Below are 20,605 nucleotides of genomic sequence, written 5' to 3' on the forward strand. Positions count from 1 at the left end.
AGCGAGGAGTGACTGGTGGAAACCACCGCGGCGGTCCTGCGGGAGACCGGGAAACCGCTGAGCGTCGAGCGCATCGAGCTCGACGAGCCCGGCCCGGGCGAGGTCCTCATCCGCATGGCCGCGGCCGGCATCTGCTTCTCCGACCACCACTTCCTGTCGGGGCGGAGGGTCATGCGTCTGCCGGCGGTCATCGGCCATGAGGGCGCCGGGGTCGTCGAGGCAGTCGGCCCGGGCGTCGCAGGGATCGCTCCGGGCGACCACGTCGTGCAGACGTTCGTGGCGCCGTGCGGGCGCTGCCTGCGGTGCAAGCGGCGCAAGTTCACCTACTGCGAGGTGGGGCTCGGCGTCGCGGACGGCACGATGATGGACGGCACGTTCCGCATGCGCTCGGCGTCGGGCGAGATCGGCACCGGCATGCGGCTGGGCAGCTTCAGCCAGTACACGGTCTCCCCGGAGACGGCGTGCGTGGTGATCCCCAAGGACATCGATCTCACCGTCGCCTGCCTGGTCAGCTGCGGTGTGTCGACCGGTGTGGGGGCCGCGCTGAACATCGCGGCGGTCCGGCCCGGCGACACGGTCGCGGTCTTCGGCGTCGGTGGAGTGGGCACGGCCGCCGTCGCAGGCGCGGTCGCGGGTGGTGCGGCGAGCGTGATCGCCGTGGACGTCGTCGACGCCAAGCTGGAAGCGGCGCGGACGTTCGGGGCTACCCACACCGTCAACGCCCGCGAGGTCGATCCCGTCGCCGGCATCCGCGAAGCCACCGGCGGCTACGGGGTCGAGAAGGCGATCCTGTGCATCGACGTCGTCCTCCCCGAGCACCTGGCCGCGGCCGTCGACAGCCTCGACAAGGGCGGCGCGGCGGTCGTCGTCGGCGGATCGGAGAGCAGCCTCGACCACATCCCCACACCGCCCGCGTCGCTGATGCGCGACTCGAAGAGCGTCGTCGGCACGATGTACGGCGGCCTCGACCCGCACCGCGACGTGCTCCGCTACCTCGATCTCCACCGGGCGGGGCGGCTCCCGCTGGACCGGTTCGTCTCGCGCACCTACCCGCTCGAGGAGATCAACACCGCGATGGACGACCTGCTCGCCGGCCGCAACATCCGCGGCGTCGTCGTCTTCTGAGCCGGCTGACAAGGACGAAGTGCCACCGAAGGGGTGACCCGACCAATGACGAGTGCCACCGTGCACGACCGCTCGGCGACCGCGACGGAGGGCTCGGGGCCGTCCGAGGACGAGCTGAGGCAGCTGCCCGGGCTGGTCTCGGTCGACGACCACATCGTGGAGCCGCCCGACCTGTGGACCAGCCACCTGGGCAACGACCCGGAGAAGGTGCCGCACGTGGTGCGCAAGCAGGTGCCGCGCGGCGCGGGCAGCGACGAGCTCGTCTGGGCGGACGTGTGGGTCTACGAGGACGTCGAAGTGCCGCTGATCCGTGCCTTCCAGTCGGTGGGCATGGCGGCCGACGAGGTCGATCTCGTCCCGCTCACCCTCGACGAGTGCCGCAAGGGCGTCGTCGACCGTGACGCGCGCCTGGCCGACATGGACATCGACGGGATCGAGGTCGAGGTCCTGTTCCCGAACAACTTCGTCCGCTTCTGCGGGCAGGTGTTCCTCGAGGCGAAGGACAAGAAGCTGGCGCTCGAGTGCGTCAAGATCTACAACGACTACCTGCTGGAGGAGTGGCAGGCGCCGTCGGGCGAACGGTTGATCGCCTCCACCATCGTCCCGCTGTGGGACGTCGAACTGGCCGCGGCGGAGGTGCGGCGCAACGCCGCGCGGGGCGGCCGAGCGGTCTGCTTCTCGGAGATCCCGGCCCGGCTGGGCCTGCCGTCGATGTACTCCGGCTACTGGGAACCGCTGTTCCAGGCCTGCGCGGAGACCGACACCGTCGTCAACATGCACATCGGGTCGAGCTCGACCCAGCACACCACCTCGCCGGACGCCCCGCCCGGGGTGCGGATCGCCAACCACTTCAGCAACTCGGCGTTCTCCCTGACCGACTGGCTCTACTGCGGCGCGTTCATCCGCTACCCGGACCTGAAGATCGCGTTCTCGGAGGCCCAGGCCGGCTGGATCCCGTTCTTGGTGCACCGCCTGGACAACCTGTGGTCGCCGGGCCGCGACTACCGCAACCCGGACCCGCCGCTGCCGAACCCGCCGAGCCACTACCTGCGCGACCACGTCTACGCCTGCGTCTTCGACGACGTCGACATGCTCAAGCACATCGACGTGCTCGGCGAGGACCAGATCTGCTTCGAGGCCGACTACCCGCACCCGGACGGATCGTGGCCGAACTCCCGCAGGCGCGCGCTGGAGCTGACCGCGACCGTCGAGCGGCCGGTGCGGGACAAGTTCCTCCGGTACAACGCCGCGAAGCTCTACCGGATCGAGCGCGTCCTGAAGGAACTGAGCGAGCCGACCACCGGCCGCTGACCCGAGCTACAGGAGGACATCCATGACAGGACTGCTCGATGGCCGGGTCGTGGTCGTGACCGGCGCCGGCCGCGGCATCGGGGCGGGCGTCGCCCGGGTGCTGGCCCGCGAAGGCGCCCGGGTGGTCGTCAACGACCTCGGCGCCGCGCTCGACGGCAGCGGCGTCGACACCGGTCCCGCGGCGACCGTCGCCGGCGAGATCCGCGCGGCGGGCGGCGAGGCCGTGGCCAACACCAACGACATCGCTGACTACGACGGGGCGCGCGAGCTGGTCGAGCAGGCCGTCGACACGTACGGGAAGCTGGACGTCGTGGTCAACGTCGCCGGGATCCTCCGCGACCGGATGATCTTCAACCTGCCGCCCGAGGACTGGGACGCGGTCATCCGCGTCCACCTGCGCGGCACCTACAACACCACCCACCACGCGTCCCGCTACTGGCGCGGCCTGCGCCGGCCCGACGGGCACTTCCGGCTGATCAACTTCACGTCCGGCTCGGGGATGCACGGCGTGGCCGGCCAGCCGAACTACGCCGCGGCCAAGATGGGCATCGTCGGGCTCACCTACTCGTGCGCGAACGCGCTCGCCAAGTACGGGGTGACGGTCAACGCGATCAGTCCCGCCGCGGCGACCCGCATGGGCGAGAGCATCCCGAACCAGGAGAGCCGCTCCGAGGCGCTGCGCAGCGGCAGCGGCGAGATGGCGCCGGAGAACGTGGCGCCGATGGTGGCCTACCTGGCGAGCGAGCGCTCCGACTGGTGCACCGGCCAGGTGTTCCTGGCCGCCGGCTACCTCATCGGGATGTACAACGTGCCCGAGGTGACCCACGAGATCGTCTCGCCCGGCCCGTGGGACCTGCGGACGGCGTTCCACATGATCGAGAACATGTTCCAGCCGAACGCGCCGGTCAACCGGCTGCCGAAGGTCGGGACGGGCATCGAGGCCCTCCAGGCCGAGCTCGCTTCGACCGGCGGACCGGCGTGACGGGGCGGCGGGGCCGCACGCGATGAGCCGCCGCACCGGCGCCCGCATCGTGGGCGCCTACGAGCACCCCGACCGGGTCATCACCGGCAAGTCCGTCGAGCAGGTGCACGCCGAGGTTGCCCTCGGCGCACTCGCCGACGCCGGGCTGGGCCTGGAGGACGTGGACGGGTACTGCTGCTCGGGGGACGCCCCCGGCCTCGGCCCGATCTCGATGGCGCAGTACCTGGGGCTCTCCCGCCTGACGTTCGTCGACTCGCTGGAGATCGGTGGTTCCTCGCCGGTCGCCCAGCTCGGCCACGCGGCCGCGGCGATCGCCGCAGGGAAGTGCCGGGTCGTGCTCATCACGCTCGCCGGTCTGCCGCGGTCCGGGGCGTTCCGGCCGATCTGGGCGGCGCCCGAGGCACCTTTCGAGACGGTCTACGGGCCGACGACCCCGGCGATGTACGCGCTGGCGGCTCGTCGCCACATGCACGAGTACGGCACGACCGCCGAGCAGCTCGCGGAGATCAAGGTGGCGGCGTCGCTGCACGCCCAGCACAACCCGAACGCGTTCCTGCGCCGGCCCGTCACAGTCGAGGAGGTGCTGGAGTCGCCGTGGGTGAGCGAGCCGCTGCACCGGCTGGACTGCTGCGTGGTCACCGACGGCGGTGGCGCGATCGTCGTCGCCGCGCCCGAGGTGGCGAAGGACCTGGGCCGGCGCAGCCCCGTCCTGCTGGGACACGGCGAGGCGCTCAAGCACGGTTCCGACGGACGGCTCGACCTGACGTACACGGCTGCGGTCCGGTCGGGGCCGACGGCGTTCGAGGAAGCCGGCGTAACCGTGGCCGACGTGGACTACGCGTCCATCTACGACTCCTTCACGATCACCGTGCTGATCACGCTGGAGGACCTGGGATTCGCCGAGCGCGGGAAGGGCGGCTGGTTCGTCGCCGACGGCGGCCTGCTGGCCCCGCACGGACGGCTGCCGGTCAACACCGACGGCGGCGGGTTGTGCAACAACCACCCGGCCAGCCGCGGGGGCATGACGAAGATCATCGAGGCGGTCCGGCAGCTGCGTGGTGAGGCGCACCCGGCCGTCCAGGTGCCGAACTGCGAGATCGCGCTGGTCCACGGGACCGGAGGCTCGCTGGGCAGTCGGATGGCCAGCGTGACCGCGATCCTGGGCGTCGAGGAGTAGCCGTGGTCGAACCGAGGACGCTGCCCGCCCCCGCGCCGACCCTCACCCCCGAGACCGAGCCGTTCTGGACCGCCGCCGCCGAGGGCAGGCTGCTGTTGAAGCGCTGCCTCGCCTGTGCCGCGGTGATCTGGTACCCGCGGTCGCACTGCCCACTGTGCGGCAGCAGGGAGACGGAGTGGTTCACCGGCTCGGGCCACGGCACCGTCTACAGCTTCACGGTCAACCACAAGGGGGAAGGAGCCTACCGCGGGGCCCCGTACGTGCTGGCCTACGTCGAGCTGGTCGAGGGCCCGCGGGTGCTGACCAACATCGTCGACGTCGATCCCGCCGCGGTGACGGTCGGGATGGCCGTGCAGGCGGTCTTCGCGCCCACCGGCGAGGGGACGGCGCTCGTCCGGTTCGCGCCGCGGCGCGAACCGGGCGGACACCGAACGGACTGACGCCCCGGGGAACGGCGCTCCGGGCGCGGTGGTGGTGCAACGAGGCACTCGACGCCGATCTCGGCACGCGAAGGAGCGAGAGCCATGACGTCCAACACGCTGGAATCGATCGACCTCACCGATCCCGAGCTCTACCGCGACGGATGGCCCCACGAGCTGTACCGGGACCTGCGCCGCGCGGGATCCGTCCTGGCCCATCCGAAGGTCTACGTCCCGGCGTTCGACGCCGACGTCGAGTTCTGGGCGGTCATCGGCCATCCCGAGGTGCGCGAGGCGAACCGGGACTGGCAGACCTTCGCCGCGACCGACGGGCCGGCGATCGTGCCGTGGCCGGAGGACCGGCGGGGCCAGGTGCTGGCCGCGATGGACCCGCCGGACCACGCGCGGCTGCGGAAGCTGATCTCAGCCGGGTTCACCCCGCGGATGGTCGGCAGGCTCGAGGAACAGATCCGTGAACGGGCCGCGCGGATCCTCGACGCCGCCGCGGAGAAGGGCACCGTGGACTTCGTCCGCGACGTCGCCCACCAGCTGCCGCTGCACGTCGTCGGCGACATCGTCGGCATCCCCGAGGCCGACCGCCACGAGGTGTTCGGGATCATCGACGTCCTGCTCCGCTCGTACGACCCGAAGGAGGGGATCACGCGGGAGCAGCGGCAGGAGGCGGAGGCTGAGCTGTTCCGCTACGGGCGCGCCTTGGGCGAGGCGAAGCGAGCCGACCCGACCGACGACGTCTGGTCGATCCTCGCCAACGGCGATCTGACGCTCATGGAGCTCGACCTGTTCTTCCTGACGCTGACCTTCGCCGGCAGCGAGACCACCCGCAACGCCATCACCGACGGGCTGATCGCGCTGCTCGAGCACCCGGACCAGCTCGCCGCGCTGCGCGCGGACCGGTCCCTGCTCCCCGGCGCGGTGGACGAGATCCTGCGGTGGTCCAGCCCCGTCCTCGCGTTCGGTCGCACGGTCACCCGCGACGTCGAGCTGGGCGGCGTGCAGCTGCGCGCGCGCGAGCGGATCGCGCTGTTCTACCCCTCGGCGAACCGGGACGAGCGCGTGTTCGACGATCCGTTCCGCTTCGACATCCGCCGCTCGCCCAACCCGCACGTGACGTTCGGCGGCGGCGGCCCGCACTACTGCCTCGGTGCGAACCTGGCCAAGTCGGAGATCAGCGTGATGTTCGACCAGTTGATCGACCGGTTCTCCGACATCGAGATCGTCGGGGAGCCGACACGCATCAGCGTCGGGCCGGTGAACAACGTCGGGGTCAACGTGCAGACTCTGCCGGTCCGCCTCGGCTAGCGGATCGGGGGAGATGGTGGCGACTCACACGTCGACATGCCGCGCGTGCGTGAACATGTGCCCGACCGTCGTCGAGGTGGTGGACGGTCGGCTGGTGTCGGTGGCGGGGGACCGGGACAACCCGGTCTTCCGCGGCTACACCTGCGTCAAGGGGCGGTCCCAGCCGTACTACCACAACCATCCCGACCGGTTGCTGACGCCGCGGAAACGCCTGCCCGACGGGCGTTACCTGCCGATCTCCTCCGAGACCGCCATGGACGAGATCGCCGAGCGCCTGCAGGCGATCGTGGCCGACCACGGGCCGCGTGCAGTCGCGTCGTACTTCGGTTCGATGATCATCACGAACCCGCTCACGCAGCCGGTCCAGCTGGCGTTCATGCAGGCGCTCGGGTCCCCGCTGACCTTCCATCCGGGGACCCTGGACAAGCCGGGCAAACCGATCGCGGCCGCGCTGCTCGGCGCCTGGCAGGCGCCGCTGCAGGGCTACGACCGCGCGGACGTCGCCCTGCTGATCGGGCTCAATCCGGCCCAGAGCCACTACGGCGTGCCGTGCGGTGCCCCCTCGACCTGGCTCGGCGAACGCCTACGCGCCGGCATGCAGCTGATCGTGATCGATCCCCGGGAGACCGAGCTGGCGCGGCGGGCGACGCTGCACCTGCAGCCGATGCCCGGGCACGACGTCGCGATCCTCGCGGCGATGATCCGCGTCGTCCTCGTCGAGGGGCTCGGTGACCGGGAGTTCGTGGACCGGTACGTCGGCGGCGTCGAGGAACTGCGGGCGGCCGTCGACCCGTTCACGCCGGCCGTCGTCGGGAGGTGGGCGGGGATCCCGGCCGACCGGATCGTCGAGGCCGCCCGCATCTTCGCGACCGCCGGGCGTGGCTACGCCGCCGCCGGTGTGGGCCCAGGGTTCGCCGACTCCTCGACGCTCGTGGAGTACCTCGTGCTGGTGCTCGAGACGCTGTGCGGGCACTGGCTGCGGGCGGGGGAGCGGGTCGAGCGCGCACCCACGCTCGTTGCGGCGCCGCGCTATGTCGCCCAGCCCTCGGGGCCGCGGCCGGCCTACGGGTTCGGGGTGCGGATGCGCGCGACGGGCTTGGGGGCCACCGCGGCCGGGCTGCCGACGGGGGTGCTCGCCGACGAGATGCTGCTCGACGGCGAGGACCGCGTGCGGGCGCTGATCAGCTGCGGGGGGAACCCGGTGTCCGCGTGGCCCGACCAGCAGAAGGTGATCGAGGCGCTCGACCGGCTCGACCTGCTCGTGCAGATCGACCCGTGGATGTCGGCGACCGCGCGGCTGGCCGACTACGTCCTTGCGCCCAAGATGTTCTACGAGGTCGCGTCGGCAACCTTCCCGACCGACATGATGATGCTGATGCCGACCTGGTACGGGCCGGAGCGCTCGTACGCCCAGTACACGCCCGCCGTGGCCGAACCGCCGGCGGGCGCCGACGTCATCGAGGAGTGGGAGTTCTTCCACGGGCTGGCCCGACGGATGGGCCTGCAGCTGCACCTCTCGGCCATGTTCGCCGCCGAGGTCGAGCCGTGGCGGATCGACCTGGAGCACAAGCCGACGTCGGAGGAGCTGATCGAGGTGCTCGCCGCCGGCGGCCGCGTGCCGCTCGACGAGGTCAAGCGGCATCCGCACGGTGCCGTGTTCCCGGAGCCCGCGGTGTACGTCGAGGAACCCGATCCCGGCGTGACCCACCGCATGCAGGTGGCCCATCAGCAGATGGTGCGTCACCTGGGCGAGGTGTGGGACCGCGAGGTCCGCGCGGCGGCGACCGGCGGCGGGCCGCGACCGGACGGCTCGGGGTTCCGCCTCGTGCACCGGCGGGTCCAGCACACCTACAACTCCACCGGTGTGGAGCCGGCGCCGCCCGCACTGCGTCACCCGAGGTTCAACCCGGCCCACCTCCATCCGGAGGACCTGGCGATGCTGGGGCTGCGCGACGGCGACGAGATCGTGGTGCGCTCGGCCCGGGCCGGCATCCCGGCGGTGGTCCGGGCCGATCCGACGCTGCGCCGCGGGCTGGTCGGCATGGCCCACGGCTTCGGCGGCGCACCGGAGCGGGACAGCGAGTACCCGCGCATGGGCGCGTGCACCGGGCGGCTGCTGGACGCCGCCGATCTGGCCGATCCCTACGTCGGGATGCCGCGGATCGGCAACGTCGAGGTGACGATCATCCGGCGGAAGCGGCCCCGGGTGCGGTGAACGGGGCCCGACGGAGGGTCAGGGAGGGTCAGGCCCGCGCGACCCGGCCGGTCCGCAGCGACGGCGGTACCGGCACCGGAACCGCCGCGAGCAGCTCGCGCGTGTACTCGTGCCGCGGCGCGCTGTAGAGCTGCTCCGCCGGGCCGATCTCCACGATCTCGCCCTGGCGCATCACCGCGACGCGGTCGGCGATCACCTCGACCAGTGCGAGGTCGTGCGAGATGAACAGGTAGGACAGCCCGAGCTCTTCCTGCAGGTCGGTCATCAGGTTGAGCACCTGCGCCCGCACGGACACGTCCAGCGCGGCCACCGGCTCGTCGCAGACGATCAGGTCGGGTTCCAGCGCGAGAGCACGCGCGATCGCCACCCGCTGCAGCTGCCCACCGGACAGCTCGCTCGGGTGGGCCGCGGCCGTCCGCCGGGAGAGCCCGACCTTGTCCAGCAGCTCCTCGGCGCGCCGGTCCCGCTCGGCGCGCGGCAGCTTGTCGTGGATCAGGAGCGGCTCGCCGACCGAGGTGCCCACGTCGATGCGCGGATCGAGGGAGCCGTACGGGTCCTGGAAGATCATCTGCGTGCGGCGCCGGAATCGGACGAGGTCGCGCCGGTCCAGCGTGGAGACGTCCGTGCCGTCGAAGACGACACTGCCGGCGTCCGGCTCGATCAACCGCAGGACGAGCCTGCCGACCGTGGACTTGCCGGCGCCGGACTCGCCCACCAGCGCGAGCGTCTCGCCCTTGGCGAGGGAGAAGGACACGTCGCGCACCGCCGCGTGGTGCGCGGTGGCCCGGCCGAAGAAGTTGCGGGAGCGGACGAACGACTTCTCCAGTCCGCGCACGTCCAGCAGGGTGTGCTGCGCTGCGTCGGAGACTGAAGCGGTCCGGACGGCGGGCTCGGTCATCGGGTCCGCACTCCTTCCAGGCTCAATGTTCCAGCGCGGTGGCACCGCACCCCCCGGCCCCCCGCGACGGGTTCGAGAACAGGCGGTGCGTCACAGGTGTCCGCCGTGTAGTGCGGGCACCTGTCGTGGAAGCGGCAGTCCGGCGGCATCGCGCCGGGCTCCGGCACGCGGCCGGGGATCGCCTCGAGCCGTCGGCTCCGCCTGATGCGCACGTGCCCGATGTGCGGGATGGACGCCATCAAGCCCGCGGTGTAGGGGTGCAGCGGCCAGCGGAACAGATCCTCCACCGTGGCCCGCTCCACCACCTGTCCCGCGTACATGACCACGACGCGGTCGCACACCTCGGCGATCACTCCGAGGTCGTGGCTGACCAGGACGACCGAGATGCCCGTGTCCTCGCGGATCTCCCGGAGCAGGGCCAGGATGCGCGCCTGCACGGTGACGTCGAGCGCGGTCGTCGGTTCGTCCGCGATCAGCAGCTCAGGATCGCAGGCGAGGGCCACGGCGATCATCACCCGCTGGCACATCCCGCCGCTGAACTGGTGCGGGTAGTCGTCGAGGCGGCGCTCGGCGTTCGCGATGCGCACCCGGTCGAGCAGCTCGACGGCGCGTCGGCGCGCGGTGCGCCGGTCGACCCGGCGGTGCCGGCGCAGCGTCTCGACGATGTGGTCGCCCACGGTGAAGGCCGGATCCAGGCTGCGGGTCGGTTGCTGGAAGATCATCCCGACCCGGTTGCCGAGGATCTGGCGCATCTGCCGGTCCGACAGCGCGGACAGCTCGGTGTCGCCTAGCCGGACCGTGCCGCTCGTGCGCCGTCCGCCCTGGGCCTCCACCAGCCCGAGCGCGGCCATGCAGCTCATGGTCTTGCCGGAGCCGGACTCGCCCACCAGGCCGACCGTCTCGTTGTGGCCGACCGCGAAGGACACGTCGTCGAGGACCCGGACGGGGGCGCGTCGGGGGCCGAACTCGACGCTGAGCCCTTCGACGCTGAACAGGGGGCTCTTCGGGTCCGCCGGGTGCCCGCCGGCGGCCGCGGTGTCGTGGAGGATCTTCATCCCGCGGGTCACCGTCCCTCCCCGGAGCGCCGGCGGATGCTCGTCGCCTTGCGCAGCCCGTCGCCGACCAGGGCCAGCGCGAGCACGGTCAGCGTGATCGCCAGGCCCGGCGGGTAGATGAGGTACGGCGCGGTGAACGTGTTGGCGACGGCGTTGTTGAGCATCGAGCCCCAGCTCGGGGCGGGTGGCTGCACCCCGACGCCGAGGAAGCTCAGGCTGGCCTCCGCGGTGACTGCGACGCCGAGCATGACGGACATCTGGACGACGAGCACCGGCAGGACGTTGGGCAGGATGTGGCGCAGGAGGATCCGGCTGCGCGAGCAGCCGATGGTGCGGCTCGCCTCGACGAACGTCTCGTTGCGCAGGGCCTGCGTCGACGCTCGGACCAGGCGCTGGAACTGCGGCACCAGCACCACGCCGATGGCCATCATCGCGATCGTGATGTCGCGCCCCAGCACGGCCACCGCGGTGAGCGCCAGCATGATCCCGGGGATGCTCATGATCGAGTCCATGACCCGGCCGATGACCGTGTCGACCCGGCCACCGACGTACCCGGCCAGCGCTCCCAGCGGCACGCCGACGACCACGCCGACCGCCACCGCCTCCAGTGCGGCCAGCAGCGACACCCGCGCGCCGTACAGCAGGCGGCTCAGCTGGTCACGGCCGAGGTCATCGGTGCCGAGCAGGTACGTTCCGTCGGGCGGGGTCAGCCGTTTCGCCAAGTCCTGGGCGATCGGGTCGGCCGGGGCGAGCACCGGCGCGAAGACCGCGGCGAGGATCAGCAGGACCAGGTAGACGACGGCTGCGACGGCCATGCGGTCGCTGAGGAACCGCCGCATCGTCGACACCCGGTGGCTCTGCGCGGCCGGTTCCGGGGTGGTCCGGGCCGCTGCAGGGGTTGCTGTGCCGGTCATGTGCGGGCCTTCGGGTTGAGGTAGAGGTACGACAGGTCGGTCAGCAGGTTGAAGAGGGCGACCCAGAGCATCGTCAGCACGACGATCCCGAGGATCACCGGCACGTCGCCGCCCAGCACGCTCTGCACCATGAGCGGACCCAGGCCGGGCAGGGAGAACACGGTCTCGATCACGACCGCGCCACCGATGATCTCCGCCAGCCGGAAGCCGAGCACGGTCACCGCGGGAACGGCGGCGTTCTTCAGCGCGTGCTTACCCACGATCTGCGCCCGGGTGAGGCCGCGCGCCGAGGCGGCCGTGACGAAGTCGCGCTGGAGGACCTCGGTCAGCGCCGCCCGCAGCTGGAGGGTGAGCTCCGCCGACGGCCGCGCGGACAGGGCGAGCCCCGGGAGGACGAGGTGGTAGAGCCACCGCGCGGGATCCTCGGTGAGCGGTACGAAACCGATCGCGGGGAAGATCGCGTAGTCGACGGCGAAGAACACGACCAGCAGCAGCGCCAGCCAGAACGACGGCGTCGCCACCAGCACGGAGCAGAGGGCGACGACGATCCGGTCCGCGGCGCGCCCGTGGTTGACGGCGGCCGTGATACCCAGGACGAGCCCGATGACCACCATCAGCACCGCCGTGACCAGAACGAGCGAGGCGGTCGCCCCGAGCGCGGTCCAGAGCAGCCCCCCCACCTCCTGGTTGGTGACGAACGACCGTCCGAGGTCGCCCGTGACCGAACCGCCCAGCCAGGTCAGGTAGCGGGTCAGCAGTGGATCGGCGAGGTGGAGCTGCTCACGGATCGCCTCGATCCGCTCGGCGCTCGCGTTCTCCCCGGCCAGCTTGACGGCAGGATCGCCGGGGACGAGGTCGATCATCAGGAAGACCAGGAACGACACCACGACGACCAGTGGGACGGTGATCAGGACGCGGCGCGCGACGAGCGGGACCACGCCGGACCTCCTTCCTCTCGGTGGCTGACGGTGGGCACGAGGCGAGCCCCGCGGTGGGTCAGGAGGTCATCGGGTCACCGTGAGGTAGCGCAGCTCGAACCCGCCTGACCAGGACCACGGCATCTCGTCGACGCCGTGCACCTTCGGCGAGTACGCCCACGCCACCTTGTTGGAGATGATCGGGATCAGCGTGGTCGCCTTGTTGACCTCGGCCCAGATCTGACCGTAGAGCTTCGCCCGCTCCTCCCGCGACAGTCCCGGCTTGTCCGCCTGCTCGGCGATCGGCGTCACCACGTCGCGGATCGCGTCGGCCGCGTTGTAACCGCCCAGGAACTGGGTGTCCATCAGCTGCGAGGGCTCGGCGGACGCGGTCACCGTTGTGAGGTAGGCGGGGTAGCGGCCCTCGCGGAAGCCGGTGAAGGCCTCGGCCGAGGGCAGCGGCATCAGGTCGACGGTGATCCCGGCCTGGGCGAGCTGGCTCTGCACGACCTGCGCGACCGACTCGTACGACGACCCGGCGGTGAACACGAGCGGGAAGCGGACGCCGGCAACGCCGGCGTCGGCGAGCGTCTGCTGGGCCTGCTCCGGGGTGAACGTCAGCTGCTCGTCGAGCTCCTTCACGTACGCCCAGTGGTTGCTCGCGTAGGGCTGGATCCGCGGGTCGCAGTTGCCGGCGAGCAGGTCGCGGCAGATCGCCTCGCGGTCGATGGCCTGGCTGATCGCGGCGCGGACCTGCGGGTCGCTGAACGCCGGGTGGTCGGTGTGCATGAACAGCGCGTGCGACGGGGTGAGCAGGCTGAACTCGCTCTTGTTCACCGCGCCGGTCTCGGCGAGCTTCTGGACCGACTGCACGTCGGCCGCCGTCGTCAGGACCATGTCGAGCTGCCCGGAACGCAGCGCGTTGAGCCCGACCGAGGCCTGCGGCATGTAGCGGATCTCGATCCGCTTGATCTTCGCCGCGTCGGAGTCCCAGTACGGGCGCGGGGCCCGCTCGAAGACCACGATCTCGTTCGGCTTGAACTCGCTGACCAGGTAGGGGCCGGAGCCGGCGTCCCCGGGGGCCAGCGCCAGGTCGCGCCCGTCGGCGATCGCCTTCGCGCTCATGATCTCGCCGGCGTTCGAGGTGAGGATCGTGGGCAGGCCGGCGCCGCGGCCGGGCTCCAGCACGAGGCGGACGGTGGTCGGGTCGATGACCTCCACCGACTTGATGTCGGAGAGGCTCTGCGCGACGGTGCTGCCGGGGGCGGTCTTGCTGCGCTCCAGGCTCGCCTTGACGGCGGTGGCGTCCACCGGGGTGCCGTCGTGGAAGGTGATGCCCTCCCGCAGTTTCAGCTCCAGGTACGACCCGTCGGGCGCGAACTCCCACGAGGTCGCCAGCATGGGCTTCACCTCGAAGTCGTTCCCCAGCTGCATGAGCCGGTCGTAGAGCAGGAACGTCGCGCCCTGCTCGCCACCGAGCCGCTGCTGGGTGGGATCGAGCGACGGGACCGGGCCGACGTAGCCGATGCGCAGCGTCGCCTCGGTGTCCACGGCGCTGGTCTCCGGGGTGCTCGCTGGTCCGGACGAGGAGCACGCCACCGTCAGCGCCGCTGCCGCGGCCAGGACGATGCCCGCGCGGATCCGCGTGCGGCGCGACGGCTGCCGGTCGGACCGGCGGCCGGATCGAGATGTGCTCATGACGACGTTCCTTTTCGTCCCGAGAACGGGGTGGGCAGCCGATGAGGGTTCGTGCCGGGTTCCGGCTCGACGAGGGCCGTGCGTCGCGGGCGGGCGATCAGGACGCCCCGCCCCGGGGCGGCAGGGGAGTACGAGGAACTGTGTTCTCGGTCCGGGGAGGTCTGCCGCCTCGTGACCGCGGTGCTCGTCCATCGACGGTGGAATGCGGGATCATCGTTGTTCCCTCCGGGCGAACCGTCCGTCTGACCCGATCCCCGGGTCTCGCCGTAGCGGCTCCCAACCCGGTGTTCCGTCGACCGGAACAAGTGTTCTGAGACATAGTTGTCGGCGGAGTGTGCCTTGTCAAGGAGATGGCCCAGGTCTCAGCGAGGTTCTGATCCGAGGCGGTTGACATCACCTCAGGTGGGGCTAGCATTCTCATCGGTGAACACGTGTTCCGTATCACGGAACGAGATGCCGGTTGGTGCGGCGGCCCCCGGCGACGTCCAGGTGAGGAAGCGACGTTGACGACCCAACCCGAGGTTCGTGCCTCATGAGGAGCCTGACCACCGGACTGGCCCTCACGGCGCAGCAGGCCGAGATGCTCGACGAGCTGAACCGCTACCTCGACGAGCACTTCCCGCCGGAACACGAAGGGCCGTCCGGCTCCACCCCCGAATGGGACTCCGACGAGGAGTACGAGTGGAACCGGCGGTTCAACGCCCGGCTGGCCCGGGACGGGTGGCTGACTGTCCACTGGCCGGAGGAGTACGGCGGGCGCGGGCTGACGCCGATGGACAACATGCTCGTCCGCGAGCAGTTGTCCTACCGCCGCGTCCCCATCTGCAACGCCAACGGCCTCGACATGCTCGCGCCGATCCTGCTCCAGCTCGGCACGAAGGAGCAGAAGGACGCCCACCTGCGCAAGATCGCGCTGATGGAGGAGCACTGGTGCCAGGGCTTCTCCGAGCCGGAGGCGGGATCGGACCTCACCTCGCTGCGCACGACGGCGATCCGGGACGGCGACCACTACGTCGTGAACGGCAGCAAGATCTGGACGGGGCACGCGATGCGGGCGGAGTGGATGATCCTGCTCGCCCGGACCGACCCGGAGTCGCGCGGCAGCCGCGGGCTGAGCCTGTTGATGGTCGATCTTCGGAACACCCCCGGCGTCGAGATCCACCCGATCCGCTCCATGACCGGTGCGGTGACGTTCTGCCAGGAGTTCTTCACCGACGCCCGGGTGCCCGTGGAGAACCTCGTCGGCCCCGAGCACGAGGGCTGGCGGGCCTCGCAGCGGCTGCTGGAGCACGAGCGGGTCCGGGCCGCCAACTCCGCGCTCTACCGGCGCGACGTCGACGATCTCGTCGAGGCCGTCGTGGCCCGCGACGTCGTCGACCGCGCCACCCAGGCGGCGCTGGGGCACATGATCGAACGGGTCGAGTGCGCACGCGCCCTGACCTACGACATCGCGACCGAGCTCAGCGAGACCGGCCGATTCGCCCCGCACGCCCCGTCGGTCACCAAGATCCTCAACTCGCGGCTCGGCGGGGACCTGACCCGGCTCGCGGTGGACCTGCTCGGCCTCGACGTCTGCAGCTACCGCGCCGACGACGCCAACTGGGACTTCTACCAGGAGTTCCTCTTCTCCCCGGTCTCGCGCCTCGGCGGTGGGAGCACCGAGATCCACCACGACATCATCGGGACCAGGTACCTCGGGCTGGAGCGATGACGAGCCGTACGACGATGAGCAGCTCCGCAGCCGTGCCCGAGCGGGCCACCGACCGCTGCGCCGATCTCCTCGGCACGCTCGACGAGATCACCGTGATCGGGTCGGGTGCGGCCGCCGCGACCGCCACGCGGATCCTGCGCGCACTGGGTGCGACGGTGCGGGCCGTCGACGCCGGGAGGGGGAGCATCGACGTCCGCGCCTTCGACGACGCCCCGATCGTCCTCTGCGACGTCGTCGACTGCGGGGTGCCGGAGCACTTCGCCGCCGACGTCGCCGAACGCGCGGCCGGGCTGTGGATCACGATCTCGGCGTTCGGGCTCGACGGGCCGCTCGGCGGCAGGCCCGGCTCGGACCTGGTCTGCGCCGCCGCCAGCGGGCTGCTCTCAACCGTGTCCGGACCTCCCGGCCGATACCACCCCATGCCGGGGCGGCAGGCGCTCAAGGTCGCGGGCGAGACGGCGGCGCTGGCGGTCATGCACGGCGTGTCCGAGCTGAGAGCCGGGGAGCCGGCGCTGCACCTGGATCTCTCGGTGCAGGAGGCTGCCGCCTTCTGCTCCATCCAGCAGGAGGTCTCTCATCATCTCTACGAATGCGGCGGTCCGGCCGGCGCCGCCCGGTACGCGACGCCGTCCGGGTTGTTCTCCTGCACCGACGGAGAGCTGGGCATCGTCGTGCTCGACGATCACCAGTGGGTCCGGGTCGCCGGGGTACTCGGCAGACCGGAGTTGGCCGAGCAGTACCCGTCCCCGGCCGCGCGGCTGGCCAACCGGCCCGTCATCGACCAGGTGATGCGCGAGTGGACCGCCGGGCGGTCGAAGCTCGAGTGCGAGCGACTGCTGCAGGAGGCCGGGGTGGCCGCCGTGGCGCTGCGCACGCCGGAGGAAGCGCGCGCGCTCGAGCAGTTCCGCGTGCGCGGCTTCGTGACCACCGGGAGCACGGACGACTGCCCGCGCACGCACGTGCTGCCAGCCGCCGTGACCCGTCGTCCGGCGCCGCAGCGGTGGGCGGACCGCCCCGGTTCACTGCGCGACCTGCGGGTCGCCGAGGTCACCGGGGTGCTGGCCGGTCCGCTTGCCGGGGCGATCCTCGGGGCGATGGGGGCCGAGGTCGTCCGGCTGGAGGACGCGGAGCGCCTCGACATCTATCGGCGCAACGGGCCGTTCGCCGGCGGGGTAGCCGGGCCGGAGCGGGCGGCGTACTTCGCGATGGCCAACTACAACAAGCGCAGCGTGTCCGCCGGGATCGGCTCCGACCCCGGCCTGGTGAGGCGGATCTGCGGATGGGCCGATCTGCTCCTGGAGAACGTCGGAGCGCGGCGCCTCGGCCAGCTGGCGATCCGGCCGGACGAGATGTTTCTCGACGCGGGCAAGGCGCGGGTGGCGGTCTCCGGCTTCGGCCACACGGGCCCGTGCGCGGCGTACAAGGCGTACGCCCCCAACGTGCACGCCTTCGGTGGGTTCCTCGAGGCGGTGCGGATCTCGGCCGGGCCCGAGGCGCGGGTGTTGACGTCGTTCGCCGACTACTGCGCGTCGGTGTGGGGCGCACTGCTCGCCGCCGCGTGGTGGCTCGGCGACCCCGGCGAGGCGTGCGACTTCGACATCGCCATGGCGGAGGTGGTGGCCGCCAAGGTGGACGACGTCACCCCACCGCGCCCCGTGCCCCCCGCCGAGGCGGGTGCGGTCCGCGGCCGCGAGTTCCTGGTGCGCTGCGCCGACGGCGACGTCGCCCTCGCCACCACCGCACCCACCGACGTGCGGACTGCCGCTGCCGAGCTCGGACTGGACGTCGGTGCGCTGTCGATCGTGCGCTCCGCCGACGCGTTCGTCCTCGATGTCCGTGACGGCACCGCACCGCAGTCGGCCGACGTGCTCGCCGCGGCGGCCCGGTTCGCGACCGCCTGCCGAGCGCTCGTGCCCACCGAGGTGATCACCGACGAGCAGCTCGCCGCTCGGGAGTTCTTCCTCGGGCTCGATCACGCCGAGATCGGCACCGCCACGATCTTCGCGTTGCCGTGGAAACGGGCCCTCCGGCCGCGCACCGGATACCGGGCGGCCCCCCTGCTCGGCCAGGACGACCGGTGGATGGCTGAGGAACTGACGCACACCGCCGACCGTCGCGCATCCGCGCGACCGTGAAGTGGAGGAGACGTGCCGCACATCGCACTCGGCGGTGAGGACCGCACGGACGAGCAGCGTGACCTGCGCATGGAGCTGCGCCGGCTGCTCACGCGGCTGTGGAGCGACGACCACGCCCGTGAGCTGGCCGACGGCGACCGCACCACCGGCGCGAAGCTCGCCGCGGTGCTCGAACACGACATCGCCCTCGGGGCGCTGCTGGTGCCCGAGGAGCTGGGCGGTCACGGCGGCGGGTGTGTGGAGGCGGCCGTCGCCGCCGAGGAGCTCGGCGCCGCTTCGGCGCCGTCCCGCCTGCTCGGCGACGCGATGTCCGCCCACCTGCTGGCGACGAGCGGGGACGCTGAGCTCCACCGGCGGCTGCGCCGAGTGGTCGAGGACGGCGTGCCGGCGGCGGTCGTGTGGCCGGCGCAGGACGCGACGTGGGACCTGCACCAGATCCATCCCGTCGAGATCACCGGTGCGGGCGCGAGCGGGCGGTTCCGGTACGTCGCCGAGGCGCTCGACGCCGCGCTGCTCCTGGTGCCCGCCCGCCGCGGCGCCGAATTCGGCCTGCTGCTGCTCGACCTGTCCCGGGAAGGCTCGGGTGTCGAGCTGCACCCGGCGAAGGGTGCGGACGTGTTGCGGCCGCTCGGGGGGCTGACCGTGGCGGGCCCGACGGGGGAGTGGGTGGGGCTCGCCGAGCCCCAGCGGGTGTTCACCGAGACCGTCGCGTTGGGGGCGATCGTCCTCGCTGCCGAGATGATCGGTGCGGCTCGCTCGTGCATCGAGCGGATGGCGACCTACGCCGGGCAGCGGGAGCAGTTCGGCCGGACCATCGGCTCCTTCCAGGCGCTGCGCCACCAGATCGTGGACGCGCTCGTCGCGTGGGAGGCCGCGCGGGCGATGACCTACCGGGCGGCGGCCGGGTTCGCCGCCATGACCCGCGGGACGGCGCGGATCGACGACGTCGAGCCGATGGCGCGGATGGCGAAGGCGGCGGCGAGCGACGCGCTCGGCGAGGCCTCCGAGACCTGCATCCACGTGTACGGCGCCATCGGGTTCACCTGGGAGAACCCGGTGCACCTCGCGTTCAAGCGCTGGGCGGCATCGGCCCAGATCTTCGGGTCACCGACCGAGCAGCGCGTCCGCGTCTGCCAGCACGCGATCATCAACGCGGGCGGGCGTGCCGGCGGTGCGCTGCGGGTGGCCGGATGAGCGCCGCCGCGCCGAGCCCGGTGCGGCCGTGGCCGGCACCGCCGGAGTTCCTCGAGCTGCGCGACGTCCGGGTGCTCGCCGAGGGGCTGGCGTTCCCGGAGGGCCCGGTCGTGCTGGACGACGGATCGGTGGCCTTCGTGCAGCTGCGCGGTGGGTGCGTGTCCCGGGTCGCCCCGGACGGCACCCTGTCGACGCTGGCCGAGGTCCCGGGGGAGCCGAACGGGGCCGCGCTGGGCCCGGACGGCGCGCTCTACCTGTGCAACCGAGGACACGGTGCACCCGCGGGGATCCAGCGCGTGGACATCGCGCGGGGCAGCGTCGAAGAGCTCTACACCGAGTGCGCAGGCGAGCCGTTCGTCTCGCCGAACGACCTGGTCTTCGACGCCGCGGGCGGGTTCTGGTTCACCGATCTCGGCGGCGGCGCGCTGTACTACGCGCTGCCGGACGGCAGCCGGGTGGAGCGGATGATCGACGACGCGATCACCCCCAACGGGGTCGGGATCTCGCCCGACGGGAGCTCGCTGTACTGGGCGCAGACCCAGACCCGGCAGGTCATGCGCCGCCGGCTCGCCGCACCCGGCGTCCTGGTCCCGTCCCCGGGCTACGGAATCGCGCCCCTGATCCGCAAGGGCGGCTCGGACGAGGACGGGCTGGTGGTGGGCCTGCCCAACGGTCAGGAGCTGGACTCGCTCGCCATCGAGGAGGGCGGCGCGGTGTGCGTCGGGACCCTGCTGGAGTCGGGCATCACCGTCGTGGATCCGGACGGCACCGTCCTGGAGAAGCACCTGCTACCGCCCGCCCTCGCCGACGGTGCCGTCACCAACATCTGCTTCGGCGGCCCCGGCATGACCACCGCGTACCTGACGCTGTCGTTGACCGGGCGGGTGATCTCGTGCCGCTGGCCCCGGCCGGGGCTGCGGCTTCCGTTCCAGGCCTGACGCCGTGGGTCCCGGCCCTGCGTCGGGGCCGGGACTCACGAGCAGATCCTCGACGGCATCACCGGGCGGCCGCGGTCCATGTCCGACCGCACCCGTGATCACTCTGCGTGGTCGCGCGATCCCTGTTCGTGCAGGCCGCGAGCCCGACGGTCGCGGGGAGCGCGGAGGTGCTCCTCAGACCGCGGTCCGCGCGGTGACGTCCCGCAGCACCTTCACGGTCAGCCCGCCGTCGACGGCGAGCACCTGGCCGGTCACGTACGTCGCCGTGGCGAGGAACAGACACACATCGGCGACCTCATCCGGCAGTCCGGGCCGGGCGAGGATGGTCCGGGCGGAGACAGACGCGCGCAGCGCGGCGGAGTCCTTCGGCCACATCGGCGTCTCGATGCCACCCGGGGCGAGGGCGTTGACCCGCACCTGTGGGCCTAGGTGTACTGACCCGGGAGGTTGTTGACAGTTAGGCGGCGAGTCGGGTGGCTGGGGGTCGGCCACCGAGAGCGGTGAACCGTCCTGGGTTCGCGAGAGGCTGAGGTTCAGGCCACCTCGCCCCGTTGGGCGATGGTGTCACTATACATGACTTCCCACTCTATGGGTGT

The 20,605-nt window shown here is 71.8% G+C and carries 17 protein-coding genes; 11 read left to right on the plus strand and 6 right to left on the minus strand.

What is annotated here, in order from left to right:
• Positions 1-15 precede the first annotated feature (15 nt).
• The 7 genes from BUE41_RS21395 (at position 16) to BUE41_RS21425 (ending at position 8,549) form a co-directional block, all read left to right on the plus strand.
• Entirely contained in the window at positions 16-1,125 is a 1,110-nt protein-coding gene (locus BUE41_RS21395; RefSeq protein ID WP_073458933.1) for an alcohol dehydrogenase catalytic domain-containing protein, read from the plus strand.
• Positions 1,126-1,170: 45 nt separating this feature from the next.
• Complete coding sequence (locus BUE41_RS21400; RefSeq protein ID WP_084755540.1) at positions 1,171-2,436, plus strand: amidohydrolase family protein; 1,266 nt, start codon at positions 1,171-1,173, stop codon at positions 2,434-2,436.
• A 22-nt stretch (positions 2,437-2,458) separates the two neighbouring features.
• Positions 2,459-3,418, plus strand: coding sequence for an SDR family NAD(P)-dependent oxidoreductase (locus BUE41_RS21405; RefSeq protein ID WP_084755544.1), 960 nt, complete (start codon positions 2,459-2,461; stop codon positions 3,416-3,418).
• A gap of 22 nt (positions 3,419-3,440) precedes the next feature.
• The gene (locus tag BUE41_RS21410) at positions 3,441-4,595 is read left to right on the plus strand and encodes a thiolase domain-containing protein (protein WP_073458935.1); all 1,155 of its coding nucleotides are present in this window, start codon (positions 3,441-3,443) and stop codon (positions 4,593-4,595) included.
• A 2-nt stretch (positions 4,596-4,597) separates the two neighbouring features.
• Positions 4,598-5,035: a Zn-ribbon domain-containing OB-fold protein gene (locus BUE41_RS21415; RefSeq protein WP_073458936.1), complete on the plus strand. Its 438-nt coding sequence runs from the start codon at positions 4,598-4,600 to the stop codon at positions 5,033-5,035.
• Between the two features lie 84 nt (positions 5,036-5,119).
• Positions 5,120-6,334, plus strand: coding sequence for a cytochrome P450 (locus BUE41_RS21420; protein WP_084755546.1), 1,215 nt, complete (start codon positions 5,120-5,122; stop codon positions 6,332-6,334).
• Between the two features lie 13 nt (positions 6,335-6,347).
• Entirely contained in the window at positions 6,348-8,549 is a 2,202-nt protein-coding gene (locus BUE41_RS21425) for a molybdopterin-containing oxidoreductase family protein (RefSeq protein WP_084755547.1), read from the plus strand.
• Positions 8,550-8,577: 28 nt separating this feature from the next.
• Here BUE41_RS21425 and BUE41_RS21430 read toward each other — a convergent pair whose 3' ends face one another.
• The 5 genes from BUE41_RS21430 to BUE41_RS21450 all read right to left on the minus strand — a co-directional run bounded on the left by BUE41_RS21430 (position 8,578) and on the right by BUE41_RS21450 (position 14,031).
• On the minus strand, positions 8,578-9,447 hold the full coding sequence (locus BUE41_RS21430; protein WP_073458938.1) for an ATP-binding cassette domain-containing protein: 870 nt from the start codon (positions 9,445-9,447) through the stop codon (positions 8,578-8,580).
• Positions 9,444-10,514: an ABC transporter ATP-binding protein gene (locus tag BUE41_RS21435; protein ID WP_234997462.1), complete on the minus strand. Its 1,071-nt coding sequence runs from the start codon at positions 10,512-10,514 to the stop codon at positions 9,444-9,446. Before BUE41_RS21435 ends, BUE41_RS21430 begins: the two co-directional genes overlap by 4 nt.
• Positions 10,511-11,416, minus strand: a complete 906-nt coding sequence (locus tag BUE41_RS21440) for an ABC transporter permease (RefSeq protein WP_073458939.1) — start codon at positions 11,414-11,416, stop codon at positions 10,511-10,513. Before BUE41_RS21440 ends, BUE41_RS21435 begins: the two co-directional genes overlap by 4 nt.
• Complete coding sequence (locus tag BUE41_RS21445; protein WP_073458940.1) at positions 11,413-12,354, minus strand: ABC transporter permease; 942 nt, start codon at positions 12,352-12,354, stop codon at positions 11,413-11,415. Before BUE41_RS21445 ends, BUE41_RS21440 begins: the two co-directional genes overlap by 4 nt.
• Positions 12,355-12,420: 66 nt before the next feature.
• The gene (locus BUE41_RS21450; RefSeq protein ID WP_073458941.1) at positions 12,421-14,031 is read right to left on the minus strand and encodes an ABC transporter substrate-binding protein; all 1,611 of its coding nucleotides are present in this window, start codon (positions 14,029-14,031) and stop codon (positions 12,421-12,423) included.
• A 532-nt stretch (positions 14,032-14,563) separates the two neighbouring features.
• On the opposite strand from BUE41_RS21450, the gene BUE41_RS21455 reads away from it, so the two are divergent.
• Genes BUE41_RS21455 through BUE41_RS21470 form a run of 4 tightly spaced genes read left to right on the plus strand, consistent with a single transcriptional unit; the run spans position 14,564 to position 20,009 of the window.
• The gene (locus tag BUE41_RS21455; RefSeq protein ID WP_073458942.1) at positions 14,564-15,742 is read left to right on the plus strand and encodes an acyl-CoA dehydrogenase family protein; all 1,179 of its coding nucleotides are present in this window, start codon (positions 14,564-14,566) and stop codon (positions 15,740-15,742) included.
• Between the two features lie 14 nt (positions 15,743-15,756).
• Positions 15,757-17,877, plus strand: coding sequence for a CoA transferase (locus BUE41_RS21460; protein ID WP_143172282.1), 2,121 nt, complete (start codon positions 15,757-15,759; stop codon positions 17,875-17,877).
• 12 nt (positions 17,878-17,889) lie between these two features.
• Positions 17,890-19,071 (plus strand): acyl-CoA dehydrogenase family protein, encoded by a 1,182-nt coding sequence (locus BUE41_RS21465; RefSeq protein WP_073458944.1) that lies wholly within the window; start codon positions 17,890-17,892, stop codon positions 19,069-19,071.
• Positions 19,068-20,009, plus strand: coding sequence for an SMP-30/gluconolactonase/LRE family protein (locus tag BUE41_RS21470; RefSeq protein WP_084755551.1), 942 nt, complete (start codon positions 19,068-19,070; stop codon positions 20,007-20,009). Before BUE41_RS21465 ends, BUE41_RS21470 begins: the two co-directional genes overlap by 4 nt.
• Before the next feature lie 174 nt (positions 20,010-20,183).
• Here the strand turns inward: BUE41_RS21470 and BUE41_RS21475 are convergent, their stop codons facing one another.
• The gene (locus tag BUE41_RS21475) at positions 20,184-20,501 is read right to left on the minus strand and encodes an SDR family oxidoreductase (RefSeq protein ID WP_268794522.1); all 318 of its coding nucleotides are present in this window, start codon (positions 20,499-20,501) and stop codon (positions 20,184-20,186) included.
• Between the last annotated feature and the right edge of the window lie 104 nt (positions 20,502-20,605).

Source organism: Pseudonocardia thermophila, from assembly GCF_900142365.1.
GTDB lineage: Bacteria > Actinomycetota > Actinomycetes > Mycobacteriales > Pseudonocardiaceae > Pseudonocardia > Pseudonocardia thermophila.

Excerpts from the sequence above, each read along its gene's own strand:
- BUE41_RS21405 (WP_084755544.1), top strand. The coding sequence starts at position 2,459 with ATGACAGGACTGCTCGATGGCCGGGTCGTGGTCGTGACCGGCGCCGGC.
- BUE41_RS21460 (WP_143172282.1), top strand. The coding sequence starts at position 15,757 with ATGAGCAGCTCCGCAGCCGTGCCCGAGCGGGCCACCGACCGCTGCGCC.
- BUE41_RS21425 (WP_084755547.1), top strand. The coding sequence starts at position 6,348 with ATGGTGGCGACTCACACGTCGACATGCCGCGCGTGCGTGAACATGTGC.
- BUE41_RS21450 (WP_073458941.1), bottom strand. The coding sequence starts at position 14,031 with ATGAGCACATCTCGATCCGGCCGCCGGTCCGACCGGCAGCCGTCGCGC.
- BUE41_RS21455 (WP_073458942.1), top strand. The coding sequence starts at position 14,564 with ATGAGGAGCCTGACCACCGGACTGGCCCTCACGGCGCAGCAGGCCGAG.
- BUE41_RS21400 (WP_084755540.1), top strand. The coding sequence starts at position 1,171 with ATGACGAGTGCCACCGTGCACGACCGCTCGGCGACCGCGACGGAGGGC.
- BUE41_RS21440 (WP_073458939.1), bottom strand. The coding sequence starts at position 11,416 with ATGACCGGCACAGCAACCCCTGCAGCGGCCCGGACCACCCCGGAACCG.
- BUE41_RS21420 (WP_084755546.1), top strand. The coding sequence starts at position 5,120 with ATGACGTCCAACACGCTGGAATCGATCGACCTCACCGATCCCGAGCTC.
- BUE41_RS21410 (WP_073458935.1), top strand. The coding sequence starts at position 3,441 with ATGAGCCGCCGCACCGGCGCCCGCATCGTGGGCGCCTACGAGCACCCC.
- BUE41_RS21430 (WP_073458938.1), bottom strand. The coding sequence starts at position 9,447 with ATGACCGAGCCCGCCGTCCGGACCGCTTCAGTCTCCGACGCAGCGCAG.
- BUE41_RS21470 (WP_084755551.1), top strand. The coding sequence starts at position 19,068 with ATGAGCGCCGCCGCGCCGAGCCCGGTGCGGCCGTGGCCGGCACCGCCG.